Consider the following 14947-nt stretch of genomic DNA (forward strand, 5'->3'; position numbering starts at 1 on the left):
ATTATGTATTGGATACTTATAGAGTCTATGTATTAGGAGGGATTAAGGTGTCTAGTGCTTACGGTATAATTGGGTTCGGTCAAGCTTTAGGTGAAGCATACAAAGTTGAGGATGAAATTTCAAAGTATACAACAAACATTGATAAGATTAAGAGTTGGGGTTACAAATATTTTTATGTTGCTCCTCCTGAAGTTAGCCAATCAGATTTAGCATTCAAAGCTTCCAAAGAAGCATTAAAAAACTCAGGGATGAATGCAGAGGATATTGATTATATTGCTTTAGCAATAAGCGAAGTTCCTGAGCATATGTATTGGGATCCTGCGTGTGAGCTGCAGCATAAATTAGGTGCTAATCGAGCTGAAGTTCAAGTATTTAATCAAGCATGTACTTCCGGTTTAATGGCATTTGATGCTATTGCAGGTAAATTTGCTATACACCCTGAGTATAAAAATGTTTTGATCGTGACTGCAAATCGATTTTGTGATAATCATAAAAATCGTGCTACATATAATGCCTATCTGCATTCAGATGGGGCTGTAGCTGCAGTAATAAAAAGGGATCATAATTATTGTAAATGGATCACTACTGAGACTGCTTCTGATGGAATGTACGCACCTCTTTTACGAAATGAATGGAGAGTTGCAGTTACGCCCTTTAGTGTTGAAAATAAAAGTACAGATACAGATAACCATTCTTCTCCTCTTTCAGAAGTTCATGCGCAATTAATGGATTTTTATAAATTAGTTCACATCAGAAATAGGTTGGTTGTTGAGTATGCTTGTCAAAAGGCAGGGATTGAACTTTCAGACCTTAAAAAAGTCATTTATTTACATGATAATGAAAATGAAATGAATGATTTTGCAATTGAATTTAACATTCCTGTAGGTCAAACGAATGCTAATTTGGCTTCTCAATTTAGCCATATGGGCGCATCTGATCAACTAATAGGTTTAAAATATTATTTAGAAACAGGCGAATTACAAAATGGAGATTATGTAGCGCTCATTGGAATAGGATCGGGCATGCATTGGGTGTGTACTTTATTGCAAGTATAGATCGTTTTTATTTCAAATAAATAGAATTTACAGCACTGTTGAGAATTCAACAGATGAATCCAGAAAGTTTTGATTGTGACTTTGTGCTATCCTATAGTAATCCACAGATTTTTTGTAGTATTTACTTTCAAAGTAATAATTTCCTAATTCAGTAGCAAGTGTTTTTGCAAGTATATAATGTTTATTGGTTAATGCGTATTGAATGGTTTCCTTCATTTCTTTCTCATAACATATGTGATTTTCTCTATATTTTAATATATTTGCTTTCATCGCTTTTAGCTCTATGTACAAATGTGATAGATGGTTATTGGATACCAAATCGAAAGCTGTAGATAAATAAAAGTCAGCGTTTTTCCAATTTTTTTGTTTATAAAAAACCTCTACTAAACTTTTACATGCATAGGCATATATGTTTCGATGAGGAATAAAGTGCTTCATGTTTTGATTTTTTGGTTGGATGAATGGTTGTGAAATATCTATTGCACTTTTGAAATATTGAGTAGCATGTTGATCCTTGCCAATTTTTTGATATACTTTGCCAATGTTATATTGGATCTCTGCATTTAATACATGATTCAGCTCCTGTTGTGAAAATAATAAACTTTGTGCTTTTTTTAGATGGGAGCGTGCATCTTCTATGCGGTTAAGGTCACGGTATTGTTGAGATAATAATATCAACGTCTTGATTAAATTTTCGCTATGATTGTGTTTTTTGTATATGGCTAAAGCTTTATTAGTATAGATTAAGTTAATACTAACCTCCTCAAAAATTTGTTGATATACCAGACTCATATTAAAGTACAAGTTACCGCTTTCTAAACTCGATTCATCTACAATATAACTTTCTGCTAATGAATAATAATGTTTTGCATCTTCAAATGACTGCTTGGCGTAAAAATAATTTCCAATGCATTTATTATAGTAAAAGAAATGATTATAGTTTGTTTTATCAATATTATTGTTATTAATGACTTTAACCGATTGCCCAACTAATTTCTCAGCCTCAGTAAATTTGTTGTTCAATGTATAATAATGGATGAGGATTCCATAAATATTAGCTAAGTCATTTTGTGCATGCATTTCCAAAGCATTCATGTGTAAATAAATTAATTGAGATTCGCTTAATGATTGCACATTATTTTTATTATTTTTGATGATTCGTTCTAATTTATTCCTATCATCATCTAATGTGTTGGTTAGGTCTTCAATAGTCAGCCCTAATTTTTTTGAAATTTGCTTTAAAAATGAAGGAGATGGTGTTACCTTTCCGTTTTCTACACGACATATATATGTTACAGATGCGATACCTTCGACTAACTCCCCTTGGGTAAGTTTCTTGTTTTTCCTTATCAGTCTTATTTTTTCTCCTATTTTCATTTTCCCACCTCAATATTTCATTTTGATACTTTAAACAAACAAAGCATGCCAAGTTAAAGTGAAATACTAATTTTCACATATCCTAACATAAATTAAAGTGATATCATATTGGGAAAATTTGAATTGAAGTGGTATAATAAATCAATAAAAAGCGGTATATTTCCCAACCCTGGAATTGGAGGGTTTGCATTGAAATTAGGAGAAAGAATATATTACAATAGAATTAGAAAAGGAATGACTCAAAAAGAGCTTGCGGCAGGCGTATGTTCTATTCCTTATCTAAGTAAAATTGAAAATCAAAATACGGAAGCCAGTGACGAAATTATCTCTTTACTTTTTAAAAAGCTAGACATTCAGTATTCAATGAATGATGAGGAATTTGAAAGTAAAACACTAGATTTAATAAATGAGTGGTATGAAGCGATACGTAGTAGAAATGTAGAGCAAATAGAAAAAACATATGAACAGTGTAAATTGGATATCGTGAGTATCACAAATCCAACTACAATTATTCAGTATAAATTAGTTCATATTAGACATTATTTATACAAACAGGAGTTGAATCAATGTGTAAAATTAATTGATGAACTAGACGATGTTGAGAAATTGTTGTCTGACCATCAATTATATATGTTTTATCACTTGAAAGGTGTTTATTTTTATTTTAAAAATGATCTAAATCGTGCGTTAGAATTATTAATAAAATCGCATCAAATTTCAAAGAAAATACAGTCACTTGAGAAAGATCCAAATGTGTATTACACTCTGTCTTTGGCTCATAGTAGGTTATTTCATATTTATGATGCTATTTATTATGCTGATTTAGCATTGGACTATTATCAAAGTGATTTTGATTATGAACGCATGATCGACACTAGAAGTATTTTAATCATTAATTACATAAGATTAAATCAGTTTGAGGATGCTAAGGCAAATTTGAACAGCTCATTAAGATTTGCTGAAAAGTTAAATGATCAAAAACGATTAGGGAGTATATATCATAACTTTGGATATTTATATTACGAAAAAAATGAAGATCGAAAAGCATTAGAGTATTACTATAAATCGTTAGAATACAAATCAGAAAAAACTGAATTATATTGCAATACAATCGTATATATAATAAAAGCATACATAAATTTAAATGAAGAATATAAAATTAAACAGTGGTTAAATAAAGGGTTGGAATTAGCAATACAAAATAAATGGAAATTAACGGAACATAAATTAAGATCAATTGCTGGAATGAAAGATATTAGACAGAGGCACTCAAGAGATTATCTTGAAAATGAGGCAGTTGAATATTTTACAATAAATTATACTAGAGATATGCTTATTGAGATTTACACAAAGCTAGGAGAATACTACTATGACTGTGGGAAATATAAAAAGTCTAGTGATTTTTATAAAAAAATTATTACGATGAGTTAATGGGAAAAGGAGGTGTATTCATGAAAAAGTTAATTATTATAAGTTTATTGTTAACTATTTTTTTTATCATGACAGCATTCGCAGCCGTTACTGGTGTAGAAGAACATCCTGAAATATTATCTGTTACTAATACTCCCATAAATTAAGAATAAGGCTTATGAATTAGAAGTCTTTCCATCTACCAAAACCTACCTCTATTTTAAGTCTTTTAAAAAAATATTTTTAAAAATCGCATCATTATTTTTAACCTAAGGAAAGTGCTCCATGTTAAAAAGAAATAAAAACAGAAAGCGTTTTCATTAGTGAGTTGAAACATTCATTCCCTTTTAGGCTGTAAATATATTTATTGTTTGGAGTCCATGTTCATGTTTGAAACTGGATAATTAAGAATTGCCACGCTTGTTAATAAGCTTGGCAAAAGAAAACAGACTATATTCAGAACCGTATGTAGATATTGAATCACTTTATCTATTGGGAATATAGTCTGTTTTTTTACTTACAACAATGTTATTTGCTTGTTTTTTACTAGATAAAAATACACCGCTAAGCACAAATACTAGCCCCACTAATAAACTCCATTTAACCTCTTCACCAAGTAACGTGTATCCCCAAATGATGGCAGTACCAGGTATAAGATAAGTTACCATTGTCGCAAATTCAGCGCTTCCCTTTTGAACCAGATAATAAAAGAGAATGTATGCAATACCTGAACCAAATACACCTAAACCGATTAACACAGAGATATTTGTCCAAGAAACTAAATGGGATATCGATATTGATTCAATGGAAAGAGCAACACTACCACTTCCAAGTGAACCAATAAACAAAGTACAAAAAGTAATCTGATACATAGATAATCCTTTGAGTAATCGTTTAGATAGTTGAGATGCAAATGCATAACAAAGGGTAGCGGCGATCATACAAGCAAATCCAAGCAAATCGACTGAAATAATATGAACAGGATCGATATCAAGTAAGATAATCAGACCGATTAAACCAATTCCGATTCCTAACCATTGCATACGATTGGTAGCTGCACGGAAAAATACAATACCAACAATAATGGTCCACAGTGGAGTTGTCGCATTTAATACAGAGGCCATACTGCTTGATAATCTAGTTTCACTAAATGCAATGAAGGTCCAAGGAATCGCCGTATTGATTAAAGCCATAATCGTTAACGGAACCCAAGACATTTTTCTAAATTCAAAAGGTTTTCGTAATATGAGCATAATCAGAACGATGGTAACTAAACCGAAAGAAGACCGTAAAAAAGCAATGGTCCATGGGCCGAAGTCTTCCAGTAATATTTTGATAAAGTAAAAAGATCCACCCCAAATGAGGCTGAGTAATATAAGTACAATAAAGAGTATACGGGGCATTTTTATTCCTACTTTCTATTATTGTTAAATTTATGAGTTAATAATTTTTATAAGGATTATGAATAAAGTTTTATTCTTTTTGAGTATTCATACTAGGAGTCCAATTGACTAGAAAGATACCTATAAAAATAAACAAACCTCCTAAATACACATACCATTGTACTATTTCTCCAAGTATCAACCATCCTGACAATACGCCAAAAAACGGAGCTAAAAAAAGAAATGCGCTAGTTTTCCCTGGATCACCTAAACTAAGTAGGTAATACCATGTGGCAAATTGTACAATCGAACCCATAATGGCAAGGTATAGTACGATCAGAAAAGATTCACTATTAAGAATGAGTCTGGGAGTTTCAATCGTTATGCTTAAAAGTAAGAGCATTAATCCACCAAATAACATTTGATAAGCGGTTAATGCCCATATATCAAAATGAGATCCCCATTTTTTCACCAAAATCGTTGCAATAGCCCAGGAAAGCCCTGCCCCTAAGCCAAATAAAGTCCCTGATTTTAACTGCAAATGGAATCCTAGTGTAACAATCACTCCTAGGCATCCTATCATGACTCCTATCCATTGGTAAAGTCGATATTTAAGATTAAGAAATATTGTTCCCATGATCACGACAAGAAGTGGGTTAATAAAAGTTAATATGGAGGATTCTCCTGCTGTAATTGTTCTAAGGCTAAGAAATATACAGCCCATAACACTAGCAGTTTGGAAAAGTCCAATGGTAAATATCTTACCCCAATTCCAAATGGATGAAGGAAGTTTCTTTTTTTTCACCCATAGAACCATTATAGAACCAGCCAATGTAAAGCGCAATCCAACAAGAAGTAGTGGTGATATGTAGGATAATCCCATTTTCCCTATTGCAAAAGAAGACCCCATAAGAGAAGTAGCCAATATAACTAGTATTCCGTATAAAAAACGATTCATATAATTTCCCCTCGATCAGCCTATTGATTTAAATGTGTAGGTTTATCCTCCCAATTATGTAATTGGAGCAAATAAACATCATTTAATAATAGGTATCTTATCATGATTATAGTTAGACCATGATCGAAGTATGAATGTTGAATTTAGGGGATTGACTTCTAATTTTGTTATTTTTGGTTTAACTTAAACAATGTTCCCTTTCGATAATATTCAGCTAATGTATTCTGATTTGTTAAGAATACTCCTGCCAATACCATGAACGATCCTATGACTGATAATGTTTGGATAGCCTCATCTAAAAATATAATGCCTAATACCATGGCAATAATAGGAGAAACATATAACCATGTAGACGGGAAAACAGGGTTCGTTTTGTTTACTAACCAATAAAATAAACCATGCCCCATGATTGAGCCAAAAATAATTAGATAAAGAATAGAAAGTAAGACAGATACGTGCGTTAATGCTGTTACTGTAGGTTTTTCAAAGATTAAAGAAAAAATTAATAACATGATTCCGCCAAATAACATCTGAAGGCCATTTAATAAAAATGGAGAGATTTCAGATTTCCCAGCCATAATTTTTTTTGACCGGATCGTACCAAAACTATAAAAAAACTGGCTTAAAACAATGGCAATAGAAGCAAACATCCACAATAAATGAATATCACCTTTTACTCCAGGCAATGCAATGAATATGACACCACCCAAACTAGCTATTAAACCCAATATCTGTATAGAAGAGAATTTTGATCTCTCATCGTATTTATTTAATAATAATATCATAATAGGTCCAAATGCGGATAATATTGCAGCTAATCCTGAAGGGATGTACTGTTCAGCCCAATATAAAGTTGAGAAGGTTCCGAAAGTAATACAAAATCCAACGATCACTATCTGTTTTAAAACTGTTATAGAAGGAAATTTAACTTTACGTATTTTAAAAAACAGTGTAACCAAAAACCCTGCAATGATAAATCTTAAAGATGCAGAAAAAATAGGGTCTACACCTGCGTCGATACCTACCTTTATTGCAAAAAATGTCGTACCAAATATAAAGCAAACCACTAAATAATTTAGAATAACCATTTGACCCTCTCCCTATGATGTTTATTTTCACAAGAAAAATTTACTACATTGGGGTAATAATAAGGTATAATGTGTATAACAGTAAAACAGATATTATAACAGTTGTAAGAAGAGAGTTGAAGATAAATGAAAATTACATTATCAAAACAAACGGATCTTTCACTTCCAGAGCAAATTTTTCAGTCTATTTCTGACCGTATTCTTTCGGGGTTATTATCTGAAGGCGAAAAACTCCCTTCGGTTAGAAAATTGGCTGAACAGTTAAAAGTTAGTTTGGTCACCATACAAAAAGCATATGAAAAGTTAGAGAAGAAACAGCTAATAGAAAGAAGACAAGGAAAAGGAAGCTACGTCAAAAGAAGGGTTAAGAAAACGGAAGAGGTCAATCCTTACAACTGGCAAAACATGATTGAAGACTTTTTGCCAAGGGCGCAAACGTGGAAGGAGATGAAATCTTTCTCAAAACAGCATAAATACAATTTATCCCTTGCGAATTTAGCTCATGAATTATTACCAATAGAAGAATTAATTAAAATGAGTACAAAGGTGATTCAAGATGAACCTACCATCTTGTCTTCATATAGTCCTGGACCTGGGGATCAAATTTTGAGAGAGGTTGTAAGTGAATATTTGGTAGATGAAGGTTTAGTTGTTTCTGCTGACAAAATTGTCATTACTAGCGGTGCTCAACAAGGGCTAGACCTTATTGCTAGAACCTTTCTTGGGGAAGGGGATGTCGTATTTGTTGAAGCTCCTACCTATATTGGAATTATAGATATTTTAAAATCCCGTGGTGTTACAATCAAAACGGTTCCCACAAATGAAGAAGGTATGAATTTAAACGTTTTATTACAAATGTGTGAGCAGTTTTCACCGAAGTTTATTTATACAAATCCTACTTTTCAAAATCCAACAGGTACCATTCTTAGTGAAAAGAAACGCAGGCAATTAGTTGAAATTGCACAAGCTTTTCATGTCATTATTATAGAGGATGACCCTTGGGGTGAATTAAGGTTTGAAGGATCTACAAAACCTATGAAAGCGATAGATGAAAATGGACATGTCATTTATTTGAAAAGCTTTAGTAAACCGATTTCTCCTGGTTATAGAGTAGGATGTATTATAGCAGATGGGAAAATTTTAAACAAATTAAAAGCGGCTAAGAGTGTTTCTGATCTTGGTTCACCCTTATTAAATCAAAGAATTATAGCACGATTTATTCAGTCTTTCAATTTTGAAGCGCATTTTAAAAAAATGAATGACTTGCTATTGTTAAGAAGAGACTTATTAATTGCCACATTAAATGAATTAAATATTGAAGGGTTAAGATGGACTGTTCCGAATGGTGGACCTGTTATGTGGATTACTTTCCCAACGCATGTGAATACAGAACATTTATTAATTGATGCTCTAAAACAAGAACTTTTATTCTTGCCTTCAGCCATGTGTTATCCAAACGAACCTGAGGTAAATCATCTTAGAATTAGTTATGGCAATTTATCTTTAAATACTTATAAAGAAGCACTGAAATTGTTTAAAGAAGTAGTTGAGAATCATATGGAAAGTTTAAATCCTTTTACAGAAGATACACCTTTGTTTTAAAAAAATAGTAAATAAGTATTATGCTGACAATTAGTAGAAAAGATCATATACAAACATATGATTAAAGACCTATTTAATAACAACGAACAGGATGATATATTGATACCTATGAAAGACAATAAATAAATGAGTGTGATTTAGGGTTAATATAGATTACAATGAGTAAAATAAGAATAAAACAAGTTAGTGTCCAATGAAAAAAGTAAACTAAGGTGGAGAAATACATGGCTATAAGAGTTGTAACCGATAGCACGTCCTATATCCCAGAAAAAATGCAAAAGCAGTATAATATCACAGTGGTGCCCCTAAGTGTATCGTTTCAAGATGAATCATTTAAAGAATTGGATGTAAGTGTTGACTATTTTTATGAAAAGTTATCTAAAAGCAAAGAGCTTCCTACCTCTTCACAACCATCTGTGAATGATTTTTACATTGTTTTTGAAAATTTAGTGAAACAAAATCATGATATCGTCGCTATATTTATCTCCTCAGAAATGAGTGGGACTTATTCTACTGCAGTTTTAGCAAGTAATATGATCTTGGAAAAGTATCCTAAAGCAAGCATAGAAATTATAGATTCTAGGTCAAACAGCATGCAATTGGGCTTTGCTGCATTAACAGCTGCAAGAGAAGCGGTTGTAGGTAAGTGCATAAGAGAAGTAGTTAAAGCGGTGAAGGACAATATCGAAAGAAGTCGATTTATTTTTATCCCAGAAACGTTGGATTATTTAAAAAAAGGAGGAAGAATAGGTTCCGCTAAAGCTTTGTTAAGCTCCGTTCTTAAAATCAAACCCATTCTAACTGTATTTAACGGAAAAACAAATGTGATCGATAAAATAAGAACTAAAAAACGTGCAATTGCAAAAATGACAGATGTATTTTTTGAAAATATAAAAACGTTTGGTTTAGGTGATGTCATCGTGCACCATATCCAGTGCGAGGAAGAGGCAAGAGAGTTAGCCAATACAATTAAAGACACCATTGGCAGAAAGGTGCATATTTGTTCAATTGGTCCAGTCGTAGGCACGCATGTAGGACCTGGTGCGATTGGAATTGTCTATTACACCGAAAAGGAACTATTGTTATAAAATCATGAACAAAGAATGGATTTGTGAAATGTCATGATTTTTACCATAGACAAACGTTGTAATACAATGGTATAAATGGACTAGCAAAGACTTACATATGAAGGTGGACAAAAAATGTCAGTTAAAATTATTACAGATAGTACTTCCTATATTCCTGATTTTTTATTGAATCAATTTGATATCTCTGTCATTTCACAAAATGTTGTGGATGAAGGTCGATGTGAAAGGGAATTAGATATTGATGAAGATAAATTTTATGAGAAATTAGTCAATAGAAATGATTTGCCTAGTTCTTCTCAGCCCTCTGTAGATGAATTCCATGAAATGTTTGAAAATTACATCAAAAATGGACATGAGATTGTAGGTGTTTTTGTTTCTTCAGAAATGAGTGGCACTTATGAAACTGCGCTAATGGTTAAAAATATTATATTAGAAAAATATTCTGAAGCAAAGATTGAATTAATAGATTCAAGAGTGAATATTATGCAGTTGGGATTTGCTACATTAGCAGCAGCTAGAGCAGCAAAAGCAGGAAAAACAGTTTCTGAAATCATAGAAGCAGTGCAAAGAAATTTAAAGAGAAGTCGTATTCTTTTTGTTCCAGAAACATTGGAATATTTAAAAAGAGGTGGTAGAATCGGCACTGCTAAAGCTTTAATAGGTTCCGTGTTGCAAATTAAACCGATCCTTACAGTGAAAGATGGTAAAACTGGCGTTTTTAGCAATGCTAGAACCAAAAAACGAGCACTTGAAAAAATGGTTAATGAGTTTTATGAAAGTATAAAAGAACATGGTTTAGGTGACGTTATCATTCATCATATTCATTGTGAAAAACAAGCCAAATCCATTGCAGATAAAATTGGAGAAAAAATTGATAAAGCGGTGGGATTAGCTCCCATAGGTCCAGTAGCTGGCTTGCATGTAGGACCAGGTACGATTGGAATTGCTTATTATACGAAGGAAGAATTAAATTAAATAGTTTATACTATTCTCACATAAAAACACCTCTGATGTCGTAAACGAAAACGACAATTTAGAAGGTGTTTTTCTTGTATATCAATACTCTCTATTTCACTCATTTCCTTGCATATGAATTTGACAAAACTACCTCAAATAAATTGCACCCATGCTGTGAGCACATGAAATATTCCTAATTTTATGAATATTTCAAACTTTTTTTGTAAATAATAGGGACTTTTATCTATATTTTATGTTAATATAATATAATTAAATATATGACATAAATATACATTATTAAACAATTAGTATATTTTTCTTGACATTTATATACATTGTAAGCATAATTTAGAAGTATATTAAGTTTACCTTCGAATAGTTCGGTCGTTTAGTGTATATTCTCCTTAATGAGAAAGGTAATTGTCATTATTAGCAAATATATATTTTAACGTAAATAACGAGTTGTATAGTTATAACAAACTTAATAACTAATATAGTATAAAATTTCTAAATTATATATATATTTTTAATATATTGAAATAATATGAAAATAATAGTATTATATTAGTTGTAACTAACTAATTTATATTACTATAATTAGTTAGTTACAACAAAATAATTAATCAAAGGGGGTGGGAAAAATGTAACCGTTTACTTATTTAATTGATGTACTTTAGTTTAATAGTAAAGGAGTGATAGTTGAAAAAGATAAATAATAATCTCTAATTTGTTCTTACTTTGAAAAGCTTTAGTTTAGGTTTACTGACTTTCTGCTTGGTTTTCGATCGGTCAGTTGAATGCTTAAACATAGAAAAGAGTCAAATTGTTATCACTTTTTTTAGCAATAGCCTAAAAGATATAATCGCAATATTTTTTTACTGTAACAACTTAATGCTTTAAACAAATGAAGTAAGATTGAACTTTTAGGACTGATACTAAACGAATATTCCAAGACATATTCACAAAGAAATCAATAGTAAATCATGAATGGTAATGTCATAAGAAATTAAGGAGTTATCAGTCATTAAAGGAAGGAGTGTTAAACGTGAAGAAAGTAAGGAAGATTCTAGTCACTGGATTGATATCAATTATGATCGCTAATATTTTCTTTATACCAAATGAAGCAAAAGCAAATAACGATTTAATTGCATCTGTTCAAAGTTTAGAAAATAATATTCTGGATCTTGGACAACAACAGGTTGTATTAACTCAAAGTGTTCTTCAATTATTAGTACAACAGGAATTATCTATTCCGAATTATGAGAGATTAACTGAGTTGCAAACTTCAGTCCAAAATAATGCAACTTTATGGTTGGACGGTATCAAAAAGCAAAATCAAAAAGTGATCCAAGATATGATTAATTTCAACAATTCAGTAAGTGTTTATCATGACCCTCTTGTAGAATTAGCTCAAAGTGTTAATGATGATCCTGAGAGTAAAAATCAACTTATCTTTGGATTAACACTTTTGCGTGATAAATTAAAAAATATACAAGCACATACAAATGATACTTTTAAGAAAACTGAAGCATTAAACTCAACGATTAGGGTCGAACATGATGAATTTTCTACTATAATTACGACTGCAACGACTGACTCAGAAAGTAGGTTGGAAGGCTTAAGAACAGAGCTTGAAGATTTAAAAAGTACTAAAGAAGAATTAATTCTAGGCTTGACAGGTTCTGTCATAGGAACACTCGCATCAGGAGGCGCTTTAATCTACACAATTGCTACCATGACTGCTCCTCTTGGAGCTGTTGCAGGTTTAGGCATTCTTGTTGGCATCGCTTTTATAGTGGGTTCAGCAATTGCTTTAGCAACAATAAGCAAACAAATTCACGAGGTAAACAAAAAAATAGCGGCTAAGGCAAGAGAAATATTTGTTCTTAATCAAGATGTATCTATGATGGAAGCAAATAAAATATCGATGGATGACTTTGCAAACTTAATAGATGAAACCGTCATTCAAAATGTAGATGGAACTATAAGTTCAGTTATAAGTGATTTAGATGAGACAATGGATAACATTAGGTTAAATAATTCTATTAGTATTAACTATTTGGTAGATGATATATTAACACCACTTAGAGATTCAATGCAACTTGTTTCTGATCAGTCTGAAGCGATTCAAGCTTTTGATCATATCTCTTCGACGGAGATAAATCTAGATGGTGAACTTTACGACCAAATAGGAAATTAAATAGGGGTAAAATTATAAAAGAATCTGAAGGGAGAAGGTTATTTATGAACATGTTTACAAAAAAAATGATTTGTTTTTTATTAGCTATGTTAGTAGTTTTTAGTACCATTGGTCCAAATCTTACGGTGTCTGCTAATGAACAAGTACAAGTTCTTCCTGATTTTGAAAATTTACAAAGAGGTTTACAAGATTCAGCTACGAATTTCCTTGTAGTAGAAGCGTACGCAATGAGTGCTCAACAAAATACGAGAATCGTATTTGATAAAATGCAAGAAATTGCCCTTAATGTAGGAGTAGTTACCGACTTACAAGTTCATCTTAGCGATATTAATACAGCTGCGTTACATTGGTTAGATGTTGTAAAACCAAAAATGCAAACAGTAACTCAAGATGTTATTAGTTGGACTAACACATATGACGCGTTTGCTGATCCTTTGATAGAAACTGCAGAGGCAAATGATATGGAAAATTTTCAATATGGACTTAATCTATTAAAACAAAGAGCAGAAGGCTATCAGAAAAATGCAAATGATATACATGGATTATTAATAGATTATAGAAATACCCTTTCAAGTATTGTATCCAATCTACAGACAGATTTTAATACAATTGAAGCAGCAGTCGATGGAGAAACTGGTTTAGTAGCAGAATTAAATAGAGAAATAGAGAGATTAAATACTAGACTTGCAGAAATAAATATGCAGATTTCTAATATAGCTTTTGCAACTGGAGGAGCAATAACTTTAGGGCTTATAGGTGCAAAGGTTGCTAGTGTATTCCCATTAGTTGGTGGAGGCATGATGATTGTTGGTTTAATTGCTTTCGGAGCTTTGACAGCAACGATAATAGCTTTGAATGCAGAAAGGGATAAAGTTATGGATGACATCGCCCAAAAGACTAAAGATCTAGTACAAACAGAATATGAAATGACCATTTTTACAAATATTAAAGATGACGTAGTAGTTTTACATGCTAATTCCGATAGAGCAAAACATAGTACTGAAGGTCTGAAAACGTATTGGTTTGATGTACATGAAAAAATAGGTGCTGTCATAAAAACTATAGATGATGGTAAATGGGATAATTTATTCTGGGTAGTACCTCAACTTCTAGACACAGAAAAAGCAGCAATGCAACTTAATGATTTTGCGAAACACATACAGTTAGGTTATGATTATGCAGAAAAAAACCTTTAAGTAGATTAAAATCATTATAACAAAGCCTTCTTGGACGATCATGATCAATGATTGTTCCAAGAGGGTTTGGAAAAAATGGTAAGAATATTAATTTATCATTATGAACAAGGGAGGAAAGGTACATGTTTTATTATTTCATCCGAAAGTATGCTGCATCAACTGTGATGTATACATCTATAAAATTTTTACTAATGATGATTATGAGTCTTGCTTTATTAAGTGCATGTTCTTCAAGGTCTCCCGTTCATATTTTTAAAATCATGGATTTATTACAACAAAATGGGGTCCTACTAAAACTTGATGACAAAACAGATCTCTCCATTGGTGAATCGTATAATTACTTAGTTGAAGGTGAAAAAAGTAAAATCAATATTTATGTATTTGATAGTGAAAAGGAGAGACTGAAAGCGATGGAAGAAATTCCTTGGATCTATTCGGATGAGAGTGTAAGCTACAATAACATTTACATTACATATACTCCTTTTGGTGAAGTTGAGAAGGTAACACTACCTGAAAAAATCAATCGTGCTATTAATGAGTTAAAGACTGAGGAGTGAACACACCGGAAAGTAAAATCAAATATTTGATTTTTTCTGTTTATCATAATGATATAAAAGTCTAAAGGGAGGATATA

13 protein-coding genes are annotated in these 14947 nt (G+C 31.7%); 9 read left to right on the forward strand and 4 right to left on the reverse strand.

Going from position 1 to position 14947, the window contains the following annotated elements:
- The first annotated feature begins 47 nt into the window (after positions 1–47).
- The gene (locus VQL36_RS01030; protein ID WP_349247524.1) at positions 48–1055 is read left to right on the forward strand and encodes a 3-oxoacyl-ACP synthase III family protein; all 1008 of its coding nucleotides are present in this window, start codon (positions 48–50) and stop codon (positions 1053–1055) included.
- Positions 1056–1082: 27 nt separating this feature from the next.
- On the opposite strand, the gene VQL36_RS01035 is transcribed toward VQL36_RS01030, so the two are convergent.
- On the reverse strand, positions 1083–2432 hold the full coding sequence (locus VQL36_RS01035) for a helix-turn-helix transcriptional regulator (protein WP_349247525.1): 1350 nt from the start codon (positions 2430–2432) through the stop codon (positions 1083–1085).
- A 189-nt stretch (positions 2433–2621) separates the two neighbouring features.
- Here VQL36_RS01035 and VQL36_RS01040 point away from each other — a divergent pair, with 189 nt between their 5' ends.
- Positions 2622–3863: a helix-turn-helix domain-containing protein gene (locus VQL36_RS01040; RefSeq protein WP_349247526.1), complete on the forward strand. Its 1242-nt coding sequence runs from the start codon at positions 2622–2624 to the stop codon at positions 3861–3863.
- Between the two features lie 20 nt (positions 3864–3883).
- Positions 3884–4009 (forward strand): hypothetical protein, encoded by a 126-nt coding sequence (locus VQL36_RS01045; RefSeq protein ID WP_349247527.1) that lies wholly within the window; start codon positions 3884–3886, stop codon positions 4007–4009.
- A 318-nt stretch (positions 4010–4327) separates the two neighbouring features.
- Here VQL36_RS01045 and VQL36_RS01050 read toward each other — a convergent pair whose 3' ends face one another.
- From VQL36_RS01050 to VQL36_RS01060, 3 genes are all read right to left on the reverse strand, one after another.
- The gene (locus tag VQL36_RS01050; RefSeq protein WP_349247528.1) at positions 4328–5245 is read right to left on the reverse strand and encodes a DMT family transporter; all 918 of its coding nucleotides are present in this window, start codon (positions 5243–5245) and stop codon (positions 4328–4330) included.
- Between the two features lie 70 nt (positions 5246–5315).
- On the reverse strand, positions 5316–6182 hold the full coding sequence (locus VQL36_RS01055) for a DMT family transporter (RefSeq protein ID WP_349247529.1): 867 nt from the start codon (positions 6180–6182) through the stop codon (positions 5316–5318).
- 167 nt (positions 6183–6349) lie between these two features.
- Positions 6350–7270 carry a DMT family transporter gene (locus tag VQL36_RS01060; RefSeq protein WP_349247530.1) on the reverse strand — a complete coding sequence of 307 codons (921 nt, stop codon included), beginning with the start codon at positions 7268–7270 and terminating at the stop codon, positions 6350–6352.
- A gap of 126 nt (positions 7271–7396) precedes the next feature.
- Here VQL36_RS01060 and VQL36_RS01065 point away from each other — a divergent pair, with 126 nt between their 5' ends.
- The 6 genes from VQL36_RS01065 to VQL36_RS01090 all read left to right on the forward strand — a co-directional run bounded on the left by VQL36_RS01065 (position 7397) and on the right by VQL36_RS01090 (position 14870).
- Positions 7397–8872, forward strand: coding sequence for a PLP-dependent aminotransferase family protein (locus VQL36_RS01065; RefSeq protein ID WP_349247531.1), 1476 nt, complete (start codon positions 7397–7399; stop codon positions 8870–8872).
- Between the two features lie 224 nt (positions 8873–9096).
- Positions 9097–9960 carry a DegV family protein gene (locus VQL36_RS01070; RefSeq protein WP_349247532.1) on the forward strand — a complete coding sequence of 288 codons (864 nt, stop codon included), beginning with the start codon at positions 9097–9099 and terminating at the stop codon, positions 9958–9960.
- Positions 9961–10074: 114 nt separating this feature from the next.
- A complete protein-coding gene (locus VQL36_RS01075; protein WP_349247533.1) occupies positions 10075–10935 on the forward strand; it encodes a DegV family protein in 861 nt (286 codons plus the stop codon).
- 1027 nt (positions 10936–11962) lie between these two features.
- The gene (locus VQL36_RS01080) at positions 11963–13117 is read left to right on the forward strand and encodes an HBL/NHE enterotoxin family protein (RefSeq protein WP_349247534.1); all 1155 of its coding nucleotides are present in this window, start codon (positions 11963–11965) and stop codon (positions 13115–13117) included.
- Positions 13118–13161: 44 nt separating this feature from the next.
- The gene (locus VQL36_RS01085; RefSeq protein WP_349247535.1) at positions 13162–14313 is read left to right on the forward strand and encodes an HBL/NHE enterotoxin family protein; all 1152 of its coding nucleotides are present in this window, start codon (positions 13162–13164) and stop codon (positions 14311–14313) included.
- A gap of 122 nt (positions 14314–14435) precedes the next feature.
- Positions 14436–14870, forward strand: coding sequence for a hypothetical protein (locus VQL36_RS01090; protein WP_349247536.1), 435 nt, complete (start codon positions 14436–14438; stop codon positions 14868–14870).
- Positions 14871–14947: the final 77 nt, after the last annotated feature.

This window comes from Chengkuizengella sp. SCS-71B (assembly GCF_040100845.1).
In the GTDB taxonomy this organism is placed as follows: domain Bacteria; phylum Bacillota; class Bacilli; order Paenibacillales; family KCTC-33759; genus Chengkuizengella.